Consider the following 20,327-nt stretch of genomic DNA (forward strand, 5'->3'; position numbering starts at 1 on the left):
AAAAGTCTTTTCGTGTAAGATTTAAAACTTTTAGAGGCAACAGCGTATATAATTAAATCTGAAATTTCGCAGTTATTCCAGCTTTAATAAAAAAAAACATAACACATTAATTTACAATGTTTTAACAAAAAGCGCTATTGATTAAATTATGATAAAAAAATTACATTCAAAACGCTTTTTATTAGAGATTATATTTTGTTTTTTAATTACTTCCTGCTGCTTTGGTCAAGGTTCTATCTTTACCATTACTTTTGGAGAAGCTCCCGGCCCCCATATAAGAAGTCCATTATTCCCTGTAGATGGGACTACTTCCTTACGCTATGAACCTGAAGGTGGAACAGATGACGGACTTTACACTTTGTTACCAGATCCAAAACGTTTTGGTGGATCTGGTTATCATTCAGGAGAAGATCATACTCCAGGGGACACATATGGTTATATGATGCTCTTAGATACACACGCTGAAGGTGTGTCTATATATAAAAAAGATATAAGTGGCTTATGCATCAACACAAAATATGAATTTTCGGCTTGGATTGCTAATCTCCAGAATTTTGGAAACGCTATTTCAAAAGCCACATTTAATATTAGAAATAGTAGAGATAATGCGATAATAGCTACTGCAACTTCACGAACAATTCCTGTATCTTCTGTTTTTACCTGGGAAAGAGTCTCTACTGTTTTTACGCTTACTGATCCATCAATCACATCATTAACGTTAGAAATTGTAAGTGGCGTTAATGGTGTTAATCATACTGGTTATGATGACATTAGCTTCGAAGCTTTAAATCCTGATATAAGAGGCGTAAATTTTAGCCCAACCGTTTGTAGAGGAGATAATGTTCCTATGAGTTGTATTGTTGAACCTTATTTTTATAGAAATCCTGTATACCAATGGCAGAAAATGAATAAAACAACATCAGAATGGGAAAATATTACCAATGCAACAAACAATAGTTATACAGCTATTGGTATCACAGAAAATAGTGACTATAGAATGCTTGTTTCGGAATCAGGAAATATAGAAAACTCAAAATGCAGATCAGCGTCACCTGTTAATACAATAAATATAAATTCCATTATTACATATGATTTCAACGGAATAAAATGTGGTTCAACATTTACACTGTCGGGTTCTCAAATTGGAATCAATTATCAATTAGAAGATGAATCCGGGAATCCTATTGGGAGCCCTAAAAAAGGAATAGGATCTTCATTATCTTTTACTATAAACAATCCCGGAAAATATAAAGTCACTGGTTCTAATTCTTTATGCAAAACTTTTATGAATGGTGAGGTTGTAATAAACCCCTTGCCTACAGCTTCAATTGCTTATCAGGGACCTTATACTACAACGGGGGGAACTGCCAGTGTAATCCAGAGCGGCCAATCCGGCGGTATTTATAGTGTATCACCTGCAGATTTAAATATTAATGCAAGCACGGGAGCTATTAATCTGGGAACTGCCGTGCCTAATGAAACTTATACTATAACCTATTCATTTAGCAACGAAAATTGCAATAATACGACACAAACAACACTTAGAGTTGGTTCTACAGAAACATCTATTCAATATGCAACACCATTTTGTGCAACTGGAACAGCCAATGTAACCCGAAATGGTATTACAGGAGGATCTTATACAGCTCCGGCAGGATTAAATATAAACAGAACAACAGGTGATATTAATCTTGATGACAGTATTGCTGGTACGTATAAAGTAACCTATGCTTTTAAAGATGGAGCTTCTGATATTTTGACAACTACTGAGGTAACCATAAATTCATTACCTACAGCATCGATATCAGGAAGTACTTTAATTTGTTATGAAACAGGAACTAACATTACTTTTAACGGAACTTCTAACGCAGAGATTACTTATAAAATAAACTCAGGAACTTCACAAACAGTGACTCTAAGTGCAGCTGGCAGCTATGTGTTAGCCACAGGAAACCTTACCAGTAGTAGTACTTATACTGCGCTAAGTGTAAGAAACACTGATACGGGCTGTATAATGTCTTTATCAAATCAAATAGCTGCAATAATTGTAGATCCGGCACCTGTAGCAAATATAAGTGGAGACATTTCTATCTGTTCGGGAACAAAAACCGATATTTCTTTTAGCGGAACCCCAAATGCTGAAATAACCTATACCATAAATAATGGAACAACAAAAACAATTATTCTTGATATAACAGGTAATAAAATACTAGATACAGGAGAACTAACAGCTAATGCAAAATACGATTTGTTAAGTGTAAGAAACACAATCACTAATTGTACAATAACAGATTTCACTTCTAAATCGGCATTTGTAAATACAAAACCAATCCCCAAAGTAACAACCGCATCGAGTTCAGCAATTTGTTCGAAAGAAACAACAGCAATTGACCTGATAAGCACGGTTACCAACTCCACCTTTACATGGAAAGCTGTTGCGGTAGCAGATATTACAGGAGCTAGTGACGGTGACGGAAATTCTATTACTCAAACATTGGTCAATAATACCAATACGCCAAAAACGGTAACTTATACTGTAATTCCGCTAGCTGAAGGATGTGCAGGAAATCCTTATGACATAATTGTAACAGTAAACCCGATACCTAAAGTAACGACAATAAATAACGCAACTATTTGTTCCAAAGAAACAACAGCTATTCCTTTAATAAGCACAGTCACCAACACCACCTTTACATGGAAAGCTATTGCGCAAGCAGAGATTACAGGAGCTAGTGACGGTGCCGGAAATTCTATTATGCAAACATTGGTAAATAATTCCAATATACCAAAAACGGTAACGTATACCGTAATTCCGCTAGCTCAAGGATGTGCAGGAAATCCTTATGGCATAATTGTAACGGTAAATCCGATACCTAAAATAACTACAATAAATAATGCAACGATTTGTTCCAAAGAAACAACAGCTATTAATCTGACAAGTACAGTCACCAACACAACCTTTACATGGAAAGCGGTTGCACAGCCTGAGATTACAGGAGCTAGTGACGGTGCCGGAAATTCTATCATACAGACATTGGTTAATAATACCAATACATCAAAAACGGTAACTTATACTGTAATCCCGCTAGCGCAAGGATGCGAAGGAAATCCTTATGATATAATTGTAACGGTAAACCCAATTCCTAAAGTAACTACAATAAATAACACAACGATTTGTTCCAAAGAAACAACAGCTATTGATCTGACAAGTACCGTGACCAACACCACCTTTACATGGAAAGCAGTTGCCCAACCCGAAGTTACTGGAGCCATGGACGGTACAGGAAATTCTATTCTGCAAACATTGGTAAATAATACCAATACACCAAAAACGGCAACTTATACTGTAATCCCGCTAGCACAAGGATGCGCAGGAAATCCTTATGACATAATTGTAACGGTAAACCCAATTCCTAAAGTAACAACCTCATCGAGTGCAACAATTTGTTCCAAAGAAACAACCGCTATTGACCTGACAAGTACGGTTACCAACACAACCTTTACATGGAAAGCAGTTGCCCAACCCGAAATCACAGGAGCTAGTGACGGTGCCGGAAATTCTATCCTGCAAACATTGGTAAATAATGCCAATACACAAAAAACGGTAACGTATACCGTAATTCCGCTAGCCGAAGGTTGTGCAGGAACTCCTTATGATATAATGGTAACGGTAAACCCAATTCCTAAAGTAACAACCTCATCGAGTGCAACGATTTGTTCGAAAGAAACAACCGCTATTGACCTTACAAGTACAGTCACCAACACAACCTTTACATGGAAAGCAGTTGCCCAGCCTGAAATCACAGGAGCTAGTGACGGTGCTGGAAATTCTATCCTGCAAACATTGGTAAATAATTCCAATATACCAAAAACGGTAACGTATACCGTAATTCCGCTAGCTCAAGGATGTACAGGAAATCCTTATGACATAATTGTAACGGTAAACCCGATACCTAGAATAACTACAATAAATAATGCAACGATTTGTTCTAAAGAAACAACAGCTATTAACCTGACAAGTACAGTTACCAACACAACTTTTACATGGAAAGCGGTTGCACAGCCTGAGGTTACAGGAGCTATTAACGGTGCAGGAAATTCTATCCTGCAAACATTAGTCAATAATTCCAATATACCAAAAACGGTAACTTATACTGTAATCCCGCTAGCGCAAGGATGCGAAGGAAATCCTTATGATATAATTGTAACGGTAAACCCAATTCCTAAAGTAACGACAATAAATAACGCAACGATTTGTTCCAAAGAAACAACAGCAATTGACCTGACAAGTACGGTTACCAACACCACCTTTACATGGAAAACAGTTGCTCAAACTGAGATCACAGGAGCTAGTGATGGCGAGGGAAATGCTATCTTGCAAACATTGGTCAATAATACCAATACGCCAAAAACGGTAACCTATACCATAATTCCGCTAGCACAAGGATGCGAAGGAAATCCTTATGATATAATTGTAACCGTAAACCCAATTCCTAAAGTAACAACAATAGACAATGCAACAGTATGTTCCAAAGAAACAACAGCTATTGTCTTAAAAAGCACAGTCACTAATACAAGCTTTACATGGAAAGCAGTCGGTCAGCCTGAGATTACAGGAGCTATGGACGGTGCAGGAAATGCTATCCTGCAAACATTGGTAAATAATACTAATACGCCAAAAACGGTAACTTATACTGTAATTCCGCTAGCACAAGGATGCGAAGGAACTCCTTATGATATAATGGTGACGGTAAACCCGATACCTAAAGTAACTACAATAAATAATACAACGATTTGTTCGAAAGAAACAACCGCTATTGATCTGACAAGCACAGTCGCCAACACATCCTTTACATGGAAAGCAGTCGGTCAGCCTGAGGTTACAGGAGCTATGAACGGTGCCGGAAATTCTATCCTGCAGACATTGGTAAATAATGCCAATACACCAAAAACGGTAACGTATACCGTAATTCCGTTAGCTCAAGGATGCGCAGGAACTCCTTATGATATAATTGTAACGGTAAACCCAACTCCTAAAGTAACAACCACATCGAGTGCAACTATTTGCTCCAAAGAAACAACAGCTATTGACCTGACAAGTACGGTTGCCAACACAACCTTTACATGGAAATCAGTTGCGCAAGCTGAGATTACCGGAGCTATGGACGGTACAGGAAACTCTATCCTGCAAAAATTGGAAAACAAGGGCAGTGAGCCAAAAACGGTAACTTATACTGTAATTCCGCTAGCCCAAGGATGTACAGGAAATCCCTATGATATAATGGTAACGGTAAATCCATTACCAACAGCCAGCATTTCAGGAACAGCATTGGTCTGTAATAATTCAACAGCTCCAAAAATTATCTTTACAGGATCTAACGGAACTCCTCCTTATACTTTTACCTATAGTATAAATGATGGTAATCCAAAAAAGGTCACTACCTCAAAAAACAATACAACTACCGTAGAGGCTCCAACCACTATTATAGGAACATACATCTATAAATTACTCAGTGTCAAAGATGGCGGCGCAACTACTTGTGAGCAAGCACAAACAGGAACAGTAAGCATAACAGTAAAACCGCTGCCTGTAGTAACAGCAAGCTCACTGAGCAATGTAATTTGTTCAAACCAAACTACCAACATTGAGCTAAAAAGTACGATTGCATATACAACTTATAGTTGGACAGTAGTACAAACCGGAGTAACAGGAGCCACGGACGGATCTGGTAATTCTATACAACAATTATTAAAAGCAACATCCAATACGACACCCGGACAGGTAAAATACACTATTATTCCAAGAGTGAATGACTGCGATGGACTTGCAATAGAGGTAATAATCACAGTAAAACCATTGCCTGAGATAATTACAGACGCCTTAGAGATAACAATATGTAGTGACGAATCATCAAATATTCACTTGCGATCAAATTTAGACGGAACAACCTATAGCTGGACTGTTATCTCTAAGGGAATTACCGGAGCATCAGATGGTGACGGTAATTTCATTGATCAGGAATTAAAAACTTCCGGAAACAAACAAGGAAGTGCAATTTATACGATTACTCCAACACATAATAATTGTACAGGAAAAGAAACCGTGGTTATAGTTACAGTAGATCCTTTACCGATACCAACATTATATGATGGTATTATATGTGTAAATCAATCAACAGGAGCTACTATTGCATCATATACATTTGATAGCGGGCTAAATAAATCTGAAAATATCTTTGAGTGGTATTATAATTCTACCAGAATTATGGAAGCCACAACAAGTACCTATGAAGCTAAAAAAGCAGGAGAATATGCTGTAATTGCAATAAATAAAAATACCGGTTGTGTATCATATCCGGAAATAGCCAATGTAAAAGCTGTTTCACCAGGTTTAAAATTAGAAATAAATCAAACTCCTGCTTTTGGAAGTGATGATGCAACAGTAACCATAACTGTGTCAGGAGGAAATGCAAGTTATGAATACCAATTAGACAACGACAGTTTTGGAACCTCAAACAAAATTCATAATGTAAAACCCGGCTCACATATTATAACGGTCAGAGATGTAGAAGGCTGTACTGATTTGAGTAAAGAGATTTTCATTATTGGGTATCCTAAATTCTTTACACCCAATGGAGATGGTTATAATGATATATGGAATTTGACTGGCTTAAATGATAATTTCCATTTTACTACCTACATATTTGATCGTTATGGTAAATTATTAAAACAGATTACATCAAAAGATATTGGATGGGATGGTACCTTAAATGGATATCCTTTACCGGCAAGTGACTATTGGTTTACCGTAGAATATACAGAAAAAGGAATCAATAAAGTATTCAAATCACATTTTACATTGAAAAGATAATATTCAATTGTATACATTGATCAGAAAGAATCCTAAAAAAAACATTCTTTCTGATCTAATTTAAATTTTTAAAATAAAAAAAATGATTTCATTAATGTTATCCAAGAGAATATTCATAATACAAATTTGGAACAGACATAGTTTAAAGCGGCCAAAAATTAAGTTTTCAATATTTTTATTATTCGCATTCATGTATTCCTACTCGCAGGAAGGAATACCAGTTTACTCTGATTATTTATCAGATAATTATTATTTGATCCATCCGTCGATGGCAGGAGCTGCCAATTGTACCAAATTAAGATTAACAGCTCGCAAACAGTGGTTTGATCAGGAGGATGCTCCATCACTACAAACCTTGAGTCTTAACGGACGAATAGGAGAAAAATCCGGCGCAGGAATTATTATTTTTAATGATAAAAACGGCTATCATTCTCAAAAAGGAGTAAAACTTACTTATGCGCATCATATTCTTTTTTCAAGGGATGATATTGATCTGAACCAACTTTCATTTGGAATCAATGCGGGTATGATTCAGAACCAGCTCAATGAAACCGCGTTTACTGAATACGATCCGATTATTTTTGGTAACATTCAAAGCAGTAGTTATTTCAATGCCGATTTTGGGGCATCTTATAATTATCTCAATTTTTATGCACATGCCACAGTTCAGGGTGCTGTAGAAACAAGACGCAAAGTCTATACTGATTTTGAAAGTGATAATCTTAGAAAATATCTTTTAAGCGCAGGATATGTTTTTGGTAATAGATATACATTATTGTGGGAACCATCCATTCTTTTTCAATCATTTGATAAAACCAAAGAAAAACAAATTGACATCAACTTAAAAACCTATAAAAACATGGATTTTGGCAGTCTTTGGGCAGCACTGTCTTACAGAAGAAGTTTTGATGGGGCAGAATATTATAATGGTTCCTCTGTAGCTACTCAAAAATTACAATATATAACTCCTGTTATGGGCGTCAATTATAAGAATTTCATGATGGCATATACTTACTCTAAAATAATTGGGGATATAAAATTTAATACCGGAGCATATCATCAAATTACATTGGGCCTAAACTTATTTTGTAAAAAAGAAAGATACGATTGTGATTGTCCCGCTGTTAATTAATATAAACAATACATGAAAATTAATAGCTTCTATACCATATTTTACAAAATGAGTTTTGATTATTTTTCTAAATAAATATAAAACTCAAATAGTAAAAAACATAAAAAATCCCGTTCATCTTTAATGAACGGGATTTTTTTTATTTGAAGCTATGCTTTATTTAGCGTACATTTTCACTCTTAATTCCTGAACTTTTTCATCGTCTAAATATTCATCAAATGTCATATAACGATCGATTGCTCCGTTTGGCGTAAGCTCTACTACTCTATTACCAACAGTTTGTGCAAATTCGTGGTCATGTGTTGTAAAAATTACAGATCCTTTAAAGTTTTTCAATGAGTTATTGAATGCTGTAATCGACTCTAAATCTAAGTGATTTGTTGGTTCATCAAGCATTAAAATGTTAGCACGTTCCATCATCATTCTTGAAAGCATACAACGTACTTTTTCTCCTCCTGACAATACACGGCTGGTTTTTAAAGCTTCTTCTCCGGAGAAAATCATTTTTCCTAAGAATCCTCTAATAAATACCTCGTCGCGTTCTTCTTCTGTTTTTGCGTACTGACGTAACCAGTCTACTAACGTTAAATCATTTTCAAAGAAAGAATGATTTTCTGCTGGTAAATATGCCTGATTGGTTGTAATTCCCCAATCAAAAGTTCCTGCGTCTGCTTTTTGCTGATTGTTAAGGATTTCGTAGAAAGCGGTTGTCGCACGTGAATCTTTTGAAAAAAGAACGATTTTATCGCCTTTTGCCATATTCAAATCTACGCCTTTAAACAAAAGCTCTCCATCTACAGAAGCTTCTAAATTTTCGACATTCAAAATCTGATCTCCCGCTTCACGATCCTGATCAAAAATAATCGCAGGATAACGACGGCTTGAAGGTTTAATATCTGAAATATTCAATTTAGAAATCATTTTTTTACGAGATGTTGCTTGTTTTGATTTTGCAACGTTCGCGCTAAAACGACGAATAAATTCTTCTAATTCCTGTTTCTTTTCTTCTGCTTTTTTGTTTTGCTGTGCACGTTGTTTCGCCGCTAATTGACTAGACTCGTACCAGAAAGTATAGTTTCCTGAATAGTGGTTTATTTTTCCAAAATCGATATCAGAAATATGTGTACAAACCGAATCTAAAAAGTGACGGTCGTGAGATACTACAATTACAGTATTTTCATAATTTGCTAAGAAATTTTCTAACCAGGAAATGGTTTCAAAATCCAAATCATTGGTAGGCTCATCCATAATAAGCAAATCCGGGTTTCCAAAAAGTGCCTGCGCCAAAAGCACACGAACTTTAATTTTTCCCTCAAGATCTCCCATTAAAGTATAATGGTGTTCTTCGTTGATCCCTAAGTTAGACAACATTGATGCGGCATCAGAATCTGCATTCCATCCGTTCATTTCTTCGAACTGAACCTGAAGCTCCCCTATTCTGTCTGCGTTTTTGTCGTTGTAGTCTAAATAAAGTTCATCCATTTCTTTTTTAACAGCATACAAAACTTTATTTCCCATCAAAACAGTTTCCAAAACCGTATGCTCATCGAACATGTTGTGATTTTGGTTTAAAACGGACATACGTTTTCCTGGTTCTAAATGAATGTGGCCAGAAGTTGGGTCGATATCACCCGAAATGATTTTTAGAAAAGTAGATTTTCCAGCACCATTGGCTCCAATAACGCCGTAAATATTTCCGTGTGTGAATGTGGTATTTACTTCGTCAAACAAAATTCGTTTGCCAAATTGAACTGATAAATTATTGACTGTTAACATGAATGTCTTTTTAATTAATTTGGTGCAAAAGTACGGAAAAAGGTTCAGAGTTGCAAAGGTAGAAAGAGGCAAAGTTTTTTACCTGAAAGAGTTTTTTCTCGCAAAGGCGAAAAGAAAAGTAACTTGTGTGAAAATTTTCTACCATATAAGTTATATAAGTGCATTTAAACGAAACTTACTAACCTCAAAAAGATGAAAAACTTTGAGACTTTGCGACTTTACGTGCAAATTTTACGAAACTTATACTATTATTACTTATATGGTTTAAAAAAAACTATAGTTTACTTTCTTTCGCCAGCGCTACTTCTAAGCTTTCGAAATTAGGCAACACTTTTGCAATCATTCCTTCTTTGTTTAGAATAAAATGCGTTGGAAATGAATTGAGTTGTAAAGCTTCGTTCATATATTCTTTCATATTTGGAATAACCGAATAAGACAAAGGTTTTCTCGCTAAAAATACTTTTAATTGTTCCGGAGTATCTTCGGCGAGACTTATAAAAAGAATGTCTTTTCTATCTTTATAATCTTCTGCTAATTGATTGACTTGCGGAAATTCTCTTATGCAAGGAGTACAATGGATATACCAGCATTTTATCACGATTATTTTTCCTTTCATGGTTTCATTAGAAACTAAATTTCCGTTTAAATCTTTAAAGGAGAATTTAGGAAAAGGCTTCCCTTCCATTTCGAAATTTTTATGAGCATCGAAACCTATTTGGTTGATTGTTGCTTTTATGCTTGTATCTGATTTTGGCTGAATCAGGAATAACTTATAATAGTAAACTGAATCTTCTGATTTTAATCGGATTGGGATGTAGTTTCCGTTTGCTAACTGATCTAAAAACGATTCTTTTGAGATTTCTTTTGAATTTGAATCTAATGCTGTAAAATCTCTTGAAAGCATTATTTTTTTGCTTTGATAAGCAGACCAATCTGTATATGTTTTTTGAATTTGAATGGGATCAACTTCTGGGTTTCCGTATTTGTTTTGGGCGAAAGTTGATATAAATATAAGGAAGATTATTATGGTGATTATTTTTTGCATTTTTAGAAGAATAATTGGGATTCAAAATTAATCAAAAATAGTTTGGAATTTAGTTTTAACTAAAGAAATGGCACGCGGATGACACGGATTCGCTTTGAGAAAACGCGGATTTACACGGATTTTTTTGTTATTACGCTCATTTTAGTCATTGCGAGGAACAAAGCAATCTCATTTGCTAAATCAATTGTTAGTGTGGTTGCTTCGTTCCTCGCAATGACAATATTGTGATTACATTACGTTTCAAGGGATTAAAATCCCTCGCTACAAAATAAATCATTCCTTCGGAATTTTATAAAAGAGTTCCAGAGGAACTAAACATATTGTAGGGATGGATTTTAATCCATTCTACGCGGTTATAATCGACAATCTTGTTCGAAATATTGTGGTTGCTTCGTTCCTCGCAATGACTTAGATTATTTAATAAAATGTTTCACGACACCAAATTTCCTAGCCCCGATAGTCCCGAGGCTTCGGGAGGAAATCCTTTTATTTTTTTTCTTAAAAAAAATAAAAGATTGAAACGTCCCGAGGCTTCGGGAGCGGGATTAGCTCCTAATAAATCACTTAATATCAAGATTTACATCATTTTGGCACAAATATGTGTCATACTAAAAATAACAGTTCTGTAACTTTGCTAAAAACAAGATAATGATTACAGAAAAACTTTCAAATGAAGTTGAGTCCAGATTAAAACATTTTTTCACTGATAATATTGATTCTAAAGAAATGGCAAAAATGATACGAGAAGTAAATAATGCACTTTCATTATGTGCTATGAGAGGATGTGAAACCATCGAATCTGAAATAAAGAATATTGATGATAATTTTTACTGGCTTAATAAACTTGCAGAAATTTTAGATCCTTATTTAGAAGCTTAAATAATTAATAGCGATGTTTTAGAGCATAAAAAAACCTGGCAATAAATTGCCAGGTTCATAATGTTCTCCTTCGGGTGAAAACCAAATAACAAATCACCTAAATTCGACGCATTTATTCGAAATAAAAATTAGATTAAAAAATAAATAACCAAACTCAATTTTAACCGTTCCAATATTTTATTTCTAGATTTTTCATTCGTTTAACTTTAGTTTAAAAAGTTCATTACTTTGAATGATTTTTTATTTCCTGCTTTGTCTGTTACCACAACTATAAACAATTGTTTAGTTGAGAAACTTTGGTTTTGAAGCAGTATTTCTTTATTATTCTGAACATTTTGATAGTTTATCAATGATTGTCCAATTGTATTAAATACGTCTACATGTACAATTTCTTCGGCTTCATTTGTTACCGATAATGCATTGTTTTTAAAGTAAACGATTGTATTGCTTTTTACCTCGATTTTGTCAAGTGCTAAAGTTTTTGCTGATGACTGCGAAGCAAAATAAGCGGCATATGCTTTAGACAATTCAGATGAATTACCACAAGAAGATGCATCCCAGTTTACAGACCAGGTCATTAAACCTCTTAAAGAAGGATATGGTCCGCCTGGCTGCATAGTGTATGTTCTTCCTGAAAAAGTCGTTCCGGTTCTTAAATAATTCATAGCACTAATTCCTTCTGCCGGTGTTAAATATCCGCTACCTGCTGCACTTGGACAAGCTGGTAATGCAATAAGAACTTTTGAGGCCGGTAAACCATCAAAACGCATTCCTGTTGTAGCAATGTTATATCCTTTTATCACCATATCTGTTAGGGCTGTTACCATGTTTGCTTTTTTAGCTGAACCATAGTATTGACCATCTAATCCGTTTTCTCCTCCTGTATTATACAATTGTACGGCTAACAAATCTAATTCATTACGTAGGTTTTGAATGATTGGCAGGAAAGAACCAAACGTATCTGTATAAGTAGAATATCCTCCTTGTACGTATTGTGTTTCCGGAGCTGCAGTTAATAAGAATCCAGGACCATAGTACGCTTTTAATTCTTTGAAAGCATCTACTACATTTTTTAATCTTGGATAAGCAGAAATACCTGCATAAGAAATATCTCTTAAACCTCCTGCACTAAAATTCATTGATCCGCCTTCAAAATCAATATCAACTCCATCAAATTGATACTCGTCGATAATTGCTTTCAAACCATTAACAAAAATATTTTTTTGAGTTACATTGTCTAAAACAACATGTCCGTTTTGACCTCCAATAGAAACAATAACAGGAACGCCGCTATCTCTTAAGGATTTTATATCGTTTTTCAACAATTGCTTATTGAAAACTCCATTGGTCAAATATCTATTGTCATTTGTAGTTAATACTGGCGTATAACCATCACGATTAACTGTTTCTACGAAAGAGTAATCAACTACGTTAAACTTACTTCCCACCATTTGAGAAAAATATAAAAATGGAGCACCAGCATTTTCCCAAGAATGTGCGTATCCTAAAATAATTTTAGAAGGAAGCGGGATAAATCTATTTGTGCTCACCGGAGCAATTTTAATCGTATTGTTTAATGTAGTTACACCCGATTGATTATCGGTTGCTTTGATTACAACTGGATAATCCTGATAAGCAGATGGTGTAAAATTATACGTATAAGTATTATTTGTACCTGCTGTCATGTTAAATGTACCTCCATTTATTGTAATAGTAACACCTGAAACTGATCCGTTGCTATCAACAGCTGTAACTGAAATTGGCACAACCTGGAAAGAACTTTGGTTTACAGTAGTATTCGATGGTGAATTCCAAGTAATTACCGGCAATGAATTAGGGCAGTTTGCACCTGAACAATTTAATGTAAAACTATATGTTTTTACATCTGTTGATCCGTTTGATGCAGTTGCTGTAACAGTTAACGTATGAGAAAGTGAAAACTGATTTGCTACTGGTGTCCAAACCGATGTATAAGTTCCCGAAGAATTGGTAGCACTTATGGTTTGTCCGTCTAAACTAAATACAACAGAGGAGATTGTAGTGGCATCTGCAGCACTTAATCCAACACTTGCAACAAAATTAATTGACGATCCTAAATTTATAGCAATCGCTGAAGCTGTTGGCGCTGTAATAGTCACCACTGGTTTAGTAGCAACCACCGCTTGTCTATTAAAATTATAAACTGTTGCAGTTGTTGGAACTGCGAAGTTAGCTAAGTTATTTGGATAATAAGTCACATCGCCATTTTCCCAAGCATTTAATTTCAAACTTAAAATTTGTGTATAACCTGCTACAACTGAATTATCGAAAGTATAATTTCCTGATGCATCTGTTGTTGCTAAAACACTTTTCCAGTTGTGTGTATTATCTGTCCATGGTAAAACGATTTCTACTTTTGCACCAGCAACTGCAACCGTTCCGTTTTTAACGGTTCCGCTGATTAAGTTTGCAGCAGCCAATGCTGATTTTGCTGTAGAACTCGTATTGAAGTTGTAAATTGTTGGGTTTGCAGGAACTGCAAAGTTCGCCAGATTATTTGGGAAATAAGCTGTTTCTCCATTCTCCCAAGAGTTTAATTTTAAACTTGTAACTGTTGTATATCCTGCTGTAACTGAATTGTCAAAACTATATTTTCCTTGTGCATCTGTTACAGCAATAACACTTTTCCAGTTGTGTGTATTATCTGTCCAAGGTAAAACGATTTCTACTTTTGCACCAGCAACTGGATTTGTTCCGTTTTTAACTGTTCCGCTAATTTTACCTGAAGGAACTACAATAACATCTTGTGTGAAGTTTAATGTTTTATTAGCTGTTAAATTTGTATAAACCGTTGAAGCCGGCGTATATGTTTGACCTGCTAAAGCTGCCGTTACTGTATAATTTCCGCCTGACGGTAAATTAGCAATTGAATAAGCTCCAGTTGAGTTTGTAGTTGCAGTAAAAGTTCCTCCGGTTGAAGTTGCTGTTACCGTTACTCCTGAAACCGGAGTTGATCCGTTAAGGACAGTTCCGCTTACTGTATAATATACAATTGCCGCACCCTGAGCAAAATTCAACGTTTGATTCGCGCTTATCGCATTATAAACTGTTGAAGTTGGTGTATAAGAGAATCCTGTTTTTGCAGCTGTAACCGTAAAATTAAGCCCGGCTGTTAAACCTGTAACGCTGTAAACTCCGCTTGCATTAGAAACCGCAGTTAAAACTGTTGATCCTGATGTTGCTGTAACCGTTACGCCAGAAACCGGAGTTGATCCGTTAAGAACTGTTCCGTTTACTGTGTAAGTTGACTGCGAACCGTTGATTACCACACCAGTTTGGTTAACTGTTACATTTGTTAAATTTACAGGAGTAAAAGTATACGTCGCTTTTAAAGCTGTAAGGATATAATTTTGTCCTGAAGTCAGGTTGCTGAATGTGAAATTACCTCCAGTTGAAACTACAGTTTGTAATACTACATTACTCGCATTGCGTAATTCAACTGTAACATCAGTCACTAAAGCTGTTCCGTTTTTTACAGAACCTGCAATACTTACTGTTCCAGGAACTGCGCTCCCAAATGATGTATCAACCTGAGTTAATAATGAGTTAGGAACAGAACCTCTGGTATCCTGAGATAACTCCCAAATCATACCTCCGGCAAGATTTTTAGATTTTATGTATTGTACTTTTAAATCCATCGATTGTTTATCTTCATAAGAGATAAACTGTTTTAAAGAAGCATTATATAAGTAAGGTACTTTTGTTGTATTATCAAAATAGCGTACCCATCCTGCTGCTGCAGCAGTTGATGTAACCTGCATTGTATTAGGATCTAAATAAGCATGTGAATTTGTAACGGGATTTCCAACTAAATCACATATTTCGATGCTTCCTGATTTTTCGCACGCTGCAGGACCATCCCAGGTTCCTGTTGGGTTTTGAGGATTTGTACATCCTGAAACTACATATCTTGGTGCAGAAACGAATAATCCGGGTAAATTAGGGTTAGTACCGTTATTAGCAACGTTATCAAATTTCTTTCCGTAAAAAGGCAATCCCATGATTAATTTGTTCGCAGGAAAACCAACAACGTTCAAGTATTGATTGGTTAATTCGTCTAATGATTCTGATTGCGTTGCACCATATAATGGATCATTTGTGTTTCCGCTTGAATATAAAGGTGCATTGTAGCAGGTTTTATCATACCAGTTTCCACCAAAATCATATCCAAAATAAGTGATGTAATCACAATAAGTCGAAATGTCTTCTGTCATTCCGTATTGTGTTCTGTTGTTTGGTCCTAAATATTGTTTAGATACATTTCGAACATTGTTTCCGGCTGCAATCGTAACTAATTTATTTGGCATTGCCTGACGCATCGCTTTTAATAAATATACTAAGTTTTTGTTGTCGTCCGGACTGTACTTTTGTGGAGGAATTGGAGCTCCGTTTATCACTTCGGTACCGTCTGTTCCGCCTAGAAGAGGATATTCCCAGTCAATGTCGAATCCATCAATAAAGGGATATTTGGTAATAAAGTTTGCCATATCTGCAGCCAGAGCGGCTCTTGCTACAGGACTTGCAGCAATTGGAGAAAGATCCTGACCTTTGGTCCATCCTCCAACAGAGATTAAGATTTTTAAGTGCGGATACTTTTCCTTAAGTTTCATTAAGTCATAAAAGTTCCCTTTTACAGGAGCATCCCACGGAATTCCACCTTCCATATGCTCAAAATCAGCATAGGAATCTAAACATAACAACTTTGTATTCTCCGGATGTGCCGGATCATAAGTTGTACCATAAAACGAATAATTCAAATGCGTCAATTTACTTCCGTCTATCTTAGGGACATTAAAATCCCGGGCATAGATAGACCATTGCGCATAATACCCTACTACCTTTTTACCGTGAGCTGGTTGAGCTAACGCAAGTAAGGGAAACAGTAACAAAAAAAGCAATCTGTAATAATGTTTCATAATTAAATTAATATTGGTTAATAGAAAATAAATATTCCAATTACGATACCTTACACACTCAAAAAAGCATGTAAATACAACAACTGGGATTCAATTGATTGCAAATAGAAAACATTGCAACCCATTGGAAATGAATTCATATTACTTCTAAAAATAAATACTACTATTACCGATTATCCATAATCATTAGTAAATAGCACTGATTGATATTTATTTAATTTTTTAAAAAAATTAGATTAAACAAAAAAGATAAATTTGGGGTTTATCAATTTTAATACTTTACTTACTTGTCATGTTTTTTTATTCTCTTTATTTGGTTTTAAAATGTTAATACTATTATTGATGGTTATTTTATATATTTTGATTAACTGGTTTAAATGTATTTGTGTTTACCATATCTACCCCTGCCAGATGTTTCTGGCAGAGATAAATAAATTACTAATACTCATAGGTAACATACTAAATACTAACTCAAACCAAATTTTAAATTAATTTTTTAAGACTTGCATAAACAGATAGTTCAACATCTGCATGGTCTTTTGTATTGCATTGCTCTATTAAATTCTTTAGATCATCTGCTTTTAATTTTGATTTATTATCTAAAACAAGTAACAATTCCTGCGATGCGTCATTTAATTTTTTAGATAATGGTAAAATTGATTGCACTAAAGGCGCATTGGCACTTAATTCTGCCAAGCCTTTGTTTACAGCAATCCATTTATTGAAAAAGGCAACTAGCTTTGCTTTATTTTCAGGTGTTTTACTGGCTAAATATTGCGTTACTGCATCATCAAAAGCCAGAGAATCCTTCGCATCCGGCGTACATGCATCAGCAAAAAGGGTTAATGGAGAATACATCTGATATTCTGTCCCGCCTTTATTACGTGTATATCCTTTTAACGGCTCACAAACATTAGAAAATTCGTTTAATGATTTAATATTTTGATTGTTTGAAATGTTTCTCAATATCACCGCTTTATTGCGAATGTGTGTCAACCCTAATTCTTCTAATCTAAAAGAAACCACTTCAAGACGTTTGCGCATACTGGCTACATCTGTAATATCTTCTGCTGACCAAAGTCTTTCAGCAATTGCTGCTGTTCTTGGCCAAAGTCTTGAATCTATTGTTGTAGATGTGGTAAGTTCTGTCCACATTGTGGCTTCTCCACCCAGAATCCTTGCTTTTTCATCTGCTGTTAGATCTGCTCCTTTTGGCATTGGATCGTTTAAATAATGACTTGCAACAGGATACATTAAATCAATATAATATCCGTTTGATAAAACTGTTTTATATCCTTTTTTTACTGCATCTGTTAATGATTGTCCTGCAACAACTCCTTCATTAGGACCTCTCCAGGAATGAATAATAGCATCTTTTGACATGTTTTTTGTCAAAATTTCTTCCCATCCCATTAACTGTTTACCATGTTTTTTAAGCATTGGTACTAATTGCATCGTAAAATGGGTCTGCAATTCATGATTAGTTGCTAATTTATTTTTCTTTTTAAATTCCTGAATTTTTGGGTTTGCATCCCAGTCCTTACCTTCATTTTCATCGCCCCCGATATGAAAATAAGCACCTGGGAATAATGGACAAACCTCATCAAAAATTTCACTTAATAATTGATATGTTTTAGGATTTGAAGGATCTAATGTTGGCGAAAAAATACCCGCATTTCTTTCAATTCCATAGGTGGCAATTGCCGTACCCTGAATATTTTTTTCAGAAGTTCCTCCTGTCAATGTGATCACCTTGCTCCCTATTTCCGGGTAAGCAGTAAGTATGGCTGATCCATGACCCGGAACATCTATTTCCGGAACTATCAAAATACCGCGCTCATCAGCATATTTTACGATATTTTTAATTTCCTCTTGTGTATAATACATTCCGTCTGATGCTAATTCTATCAGTTTTGGATGTTTTTTCATTTCGATTCTCCATCCCTGATCATCTACTAAATGCCAATGAAAAACATTCATTTTTACTGCAGCTAAGGCATCAATGTTTCTTTTAATAACATCTACCGGTTGAAAATGTCTCGAAGCATCAATCATTAAACCTCTCCAGGTAAATCTTGGAAAGTCAGAAACTTTCGAGTTTGGAAAATAAAAAGAACTACTATTATTCTGCAACATTTGCAATAACGTTTCAAGCCCGTGAAGTGCGCCTAAATCGCTTGTTGCATTTATAGTGATTTGGTTTTGTTTGATATCTAAATGATAACTTTCGTCTTCATATAAACCAATTTTCCCACTTTTCTCACAGTTAATCTGAAGTGAAGCTGTAGGAGATTCATTTAGTTTTGTAATAAAACCCTGTTCGAAAAAAATACCGGTTCTACCATCTAAACGACGCAAAAAACGTGTTACTCCACCAAAAATTCTTGGATTAGGATTTCCGGTAATGTTTACTTTAAAATTTTTGTTTAAAGCAAAATTTCCGTCATTTAAAACAACATTTTGAGGCCATGGCATAAGATTAAGCTGCTCTTTTTGAATTTGAGCACTAGAAGTTACACCTGCTAATAGTAGGACTAATAAATATTTCATTTTTACTGTTTTTGAAAAGATGTTACCCTGAGATAACAGTATTAAATAATAAGGAACAAAACTCAGAATGATCTCTATTGAACCCTCACTATCCTGATGATATCAATCTGAATTTTGTAATGTGATTCGCTCTCACCCGAATCTTAATTCTTTATTCTAGTAATCAAAACGTTTAAAGGCTTCGATTGCTTCATATTCTGCTAATCCTAAATCATCGTATAAAATGGCGGTGTTTTTATTACGGTCTTCAGCTCTCACCCAGAATTCACGAGAGTCATTTCCCTGAAACATTACCCTGTCTTTTTGGGATTGGTGGTATAAAATTGCATGACGCTTCAAGAGTACTTCTGATGGAGAAAGCGGAACGGCCATGTCAATTTCGTGAATGTCCCATTCGTGCCACGCACCTCTGTACAACCATAACCAGCAATCATCCATGTATTTCTCCGGTTTTAACTGTTTCATGGCAGCAAAAATAGCATTCAGGCAAACTTCATGGGTTCCGTGCGGATCTGCCAGATCTCCCGCTGCAAAAACCTGATGTGGTTTTATTTTGGCAATAATATCTTTTACAATGGCAATATCCTCTGCGCCTAACGGATTCTTTTTTACTTGTCCGGTTTCGTAAAACGGAAGATCCAAAAAGTGGGTGTTCTCATCTTTTAAACCAATGTATCTTGTGGCAGCATAAGATTCTCTTCTGCGGATAAGTCCTTTTAGTTTTCTCACTTCCAGAGAATCAATCTGGTTTTCTGATTTATTGTTTAAAAATTCTATTACCGACTGAAAGTTGATTTGTGTTGCCGTATCGCCCACAAAATCCTTGGCAACCTCAGCAAATTTTAAGGCTTCATCGTCTGTAACGGCTATATTTCCGGAGGTTTGATATACAACATGTACATCATGGCCCTGTTTTATCAATTTTGAAAAAGTTCCTCCCATAGAAATCACATCATCATCAGGATGCGGACTAAAAAGGATCACTCGTTTTTTTGCAGGATTGGCTCTTTCGGGACGATGCGAATCATCTGTGTTGGGTTTTCCGCCCGGCCATCCTGTGATGGTATGTTGCAAGACGTTGAACATATTGATGTTCAAATCATAAGCAGAACCTTCCTG

General features: G+C 35.4%; 8 protein-coding genes. 3 read left to right on the plus strand and 5 right to left on the minus strand.

What is annotated here, in order from left to right; all coding sequences use genetic code 11:
- The first annotated feature begins 148 nt into the window (after nucleotides 1-148).
- Complete coding sequence (locus BXU01_RS08495; RefSeq protein WP_083692787.1) at nucleotides 149-6,871, plus strand: PKD-like domain-containing protein; 6,723 nt, start codon at nucleotides 149-151, stop codon at nucleotides 6,869-6,871.
- Between the two features lie 94 nt (nucleotides 6,872-6,965).
- On the plus strand, nucleotides 6,966-8,003 hold the full coding sequence (locus tag BXU01_RS08500) for a type IX secretion system membrane protein PorP/SprF (RefSeq protein ID WP_083692788.1): 1,038 nt from the start codon (nucleotides 6,966-6,968) through the stop codon (nucleotides 8,001-8,003).
- Nucleotides 8,004-8,159: 156 nt separating this feature from the next.
- On the opposite strand, the gene BXU01_RS08505 is transcribed toward BXU01_RS08500, so the two are convergent.
- Both BXU01_RS08505 and BXU01_RS08515 read right to left on the minus strand, forming a co-directional pair.
- Nucleotides 8,160-9,779: an ABC-F family ATP-binding cassette domain-containing protein gene (locus BXU01_RS08505; RefSeq protein ID WP_083692789.1), complete on the minus strand. Its 1,620-nt coding sequence runs from the start codon at nucleotides 9,777-9,779 to the stop codon at nucleotides 8,160-8,162.
- Nucleotides 9,780-10,053: 274 nt separating this feature from the next.
- On the minus strand, nucleotides 10,054-10,824 hold the full coding sequence (locus tag BXU01_RS08515; RefSeq protein WP_083692791.1) for a TlpA disulfide reductase family protein: 771 nt from the start codon (nucleotides 10,822-10,824) through the stop codon (nucleotides 10,054-10,056).
- A 648-nt stretch (nucleotides 10,825-11,472) separates the two neighbouring features.
- Here BXU01_RS08515 and BXU01_RS08525 point away from each other — a divergent pair.
- Complete coding sequence (locus tag BXU01_RS08525; protein WP_083692793.1) at nucleotides 11,473-11,703, plus strand: hypothetical protein; 231 nt, start codon at nucleotides 11,473-11,475, stop codon at nucleotides 11,701-11,703.
- Between the two features lie 206 nt (nucleotides 11,704-11,909).
- Here the strand turns inward: BXU01_RS08525 and chiA are convergent, their stop codons facing one another.
- The 3 genes from chiA to BXU01_RS08540 form a co-directional block, all read right to left on the minus strand.
- Nucleotides 11,910-16,658 carry a T9SS-translocated chitinase ChiA gene (chiA, locus tag BXU01_RS08530; RefSeq protein ID WP_083692794.1) on the minus strand — a complete coding sequence of 1,583 codons (4,749 nt, stop codon included), beginning with the start codon at nucleotides 16,656-16,658 and terminating at the stop codon, nucleotides 11,910-11,912.
- 483 nt (nucleotides 16,659-17,141) lie between these two features.
- A complete protein-coding gene (locus BXU01_RS08535) occupies nucleotides 17,142-19,208 on the minus strand; it encodes a beta-N-acetylhexosaminidase (protein ID WP_083692795.1) in 2,067 nt (688 codons plus the stop codon).
- A gap of 156 nt (nucleotides 19,209-19,364) precedes the next feature.
- A partial coding sequence (locus BXU01_RS08540) for a PIG-L family deacetylase (protein ID WP_206196609.1) occupies nucleotides 19,365-20,327 on the minus strand: 963 nt, incomplete at its 5' end.

The organism is [Flexibacter] sp. ATCC 35103 (assembly GCF_001975985.1).
Taxonomy (GTDB): domain Bacteria; phylum Bacteroidota; class Bacteroidia; order Flavobacteriales; family Flavobacteriaceae; genus Flavobacterium.

Bases quoted from the DNA above. Each gene is read 5' to 3' on its own strand.
- BXU01_RS08495 (WP_083692787.1), top strand. From the start codon at position 149: ATGATAAAAAAATTACATTCAAAACGCTTTTTATTAGAGATTATATTT.
- BXU01_RS08500 (WP_083692788.1), top strand. From the start codon at position 6,966: ATGTTATCCAAGAGAATATTCATAATACAAATTTGGAACAGACATAGT.
- BXU01_RS08505 (WP_083692789.1), bottom strand. From the start codon at position 9,779: ATGTTAACAGTCAATAATTTATCAGTTCAATTTGGCAAACGAATTTTG.
- BXU01_RS08515 (WP_083692791.1), bottom strand. From the start codon at position 10,824: ATGCAAAAAATAATCACCATAATAATCTTCCTTATATTTATATCAACT.
- BXU01_RS08525 (WP_083692793.1), top strand. From the start codon at position 11,473: ATGATTACAGAAAAACTTTCAAATGAAGTTGAGTCCAGATTAAAACAT.
- chiA (WP_083692794.1), bottom strand. From the start codon at position 16,658: ATGAAACATTATTACAGATTGCTTTTTTTGTTACTGTTTCCCTTACTT.
- BXU01_RS08535 (WP_083692795.1), bottom strand. From the start codon at position 19,208: ATGAAATATTTATTAGTCCTACTATTAGCAGGTGTAACTTCTAGTGCT.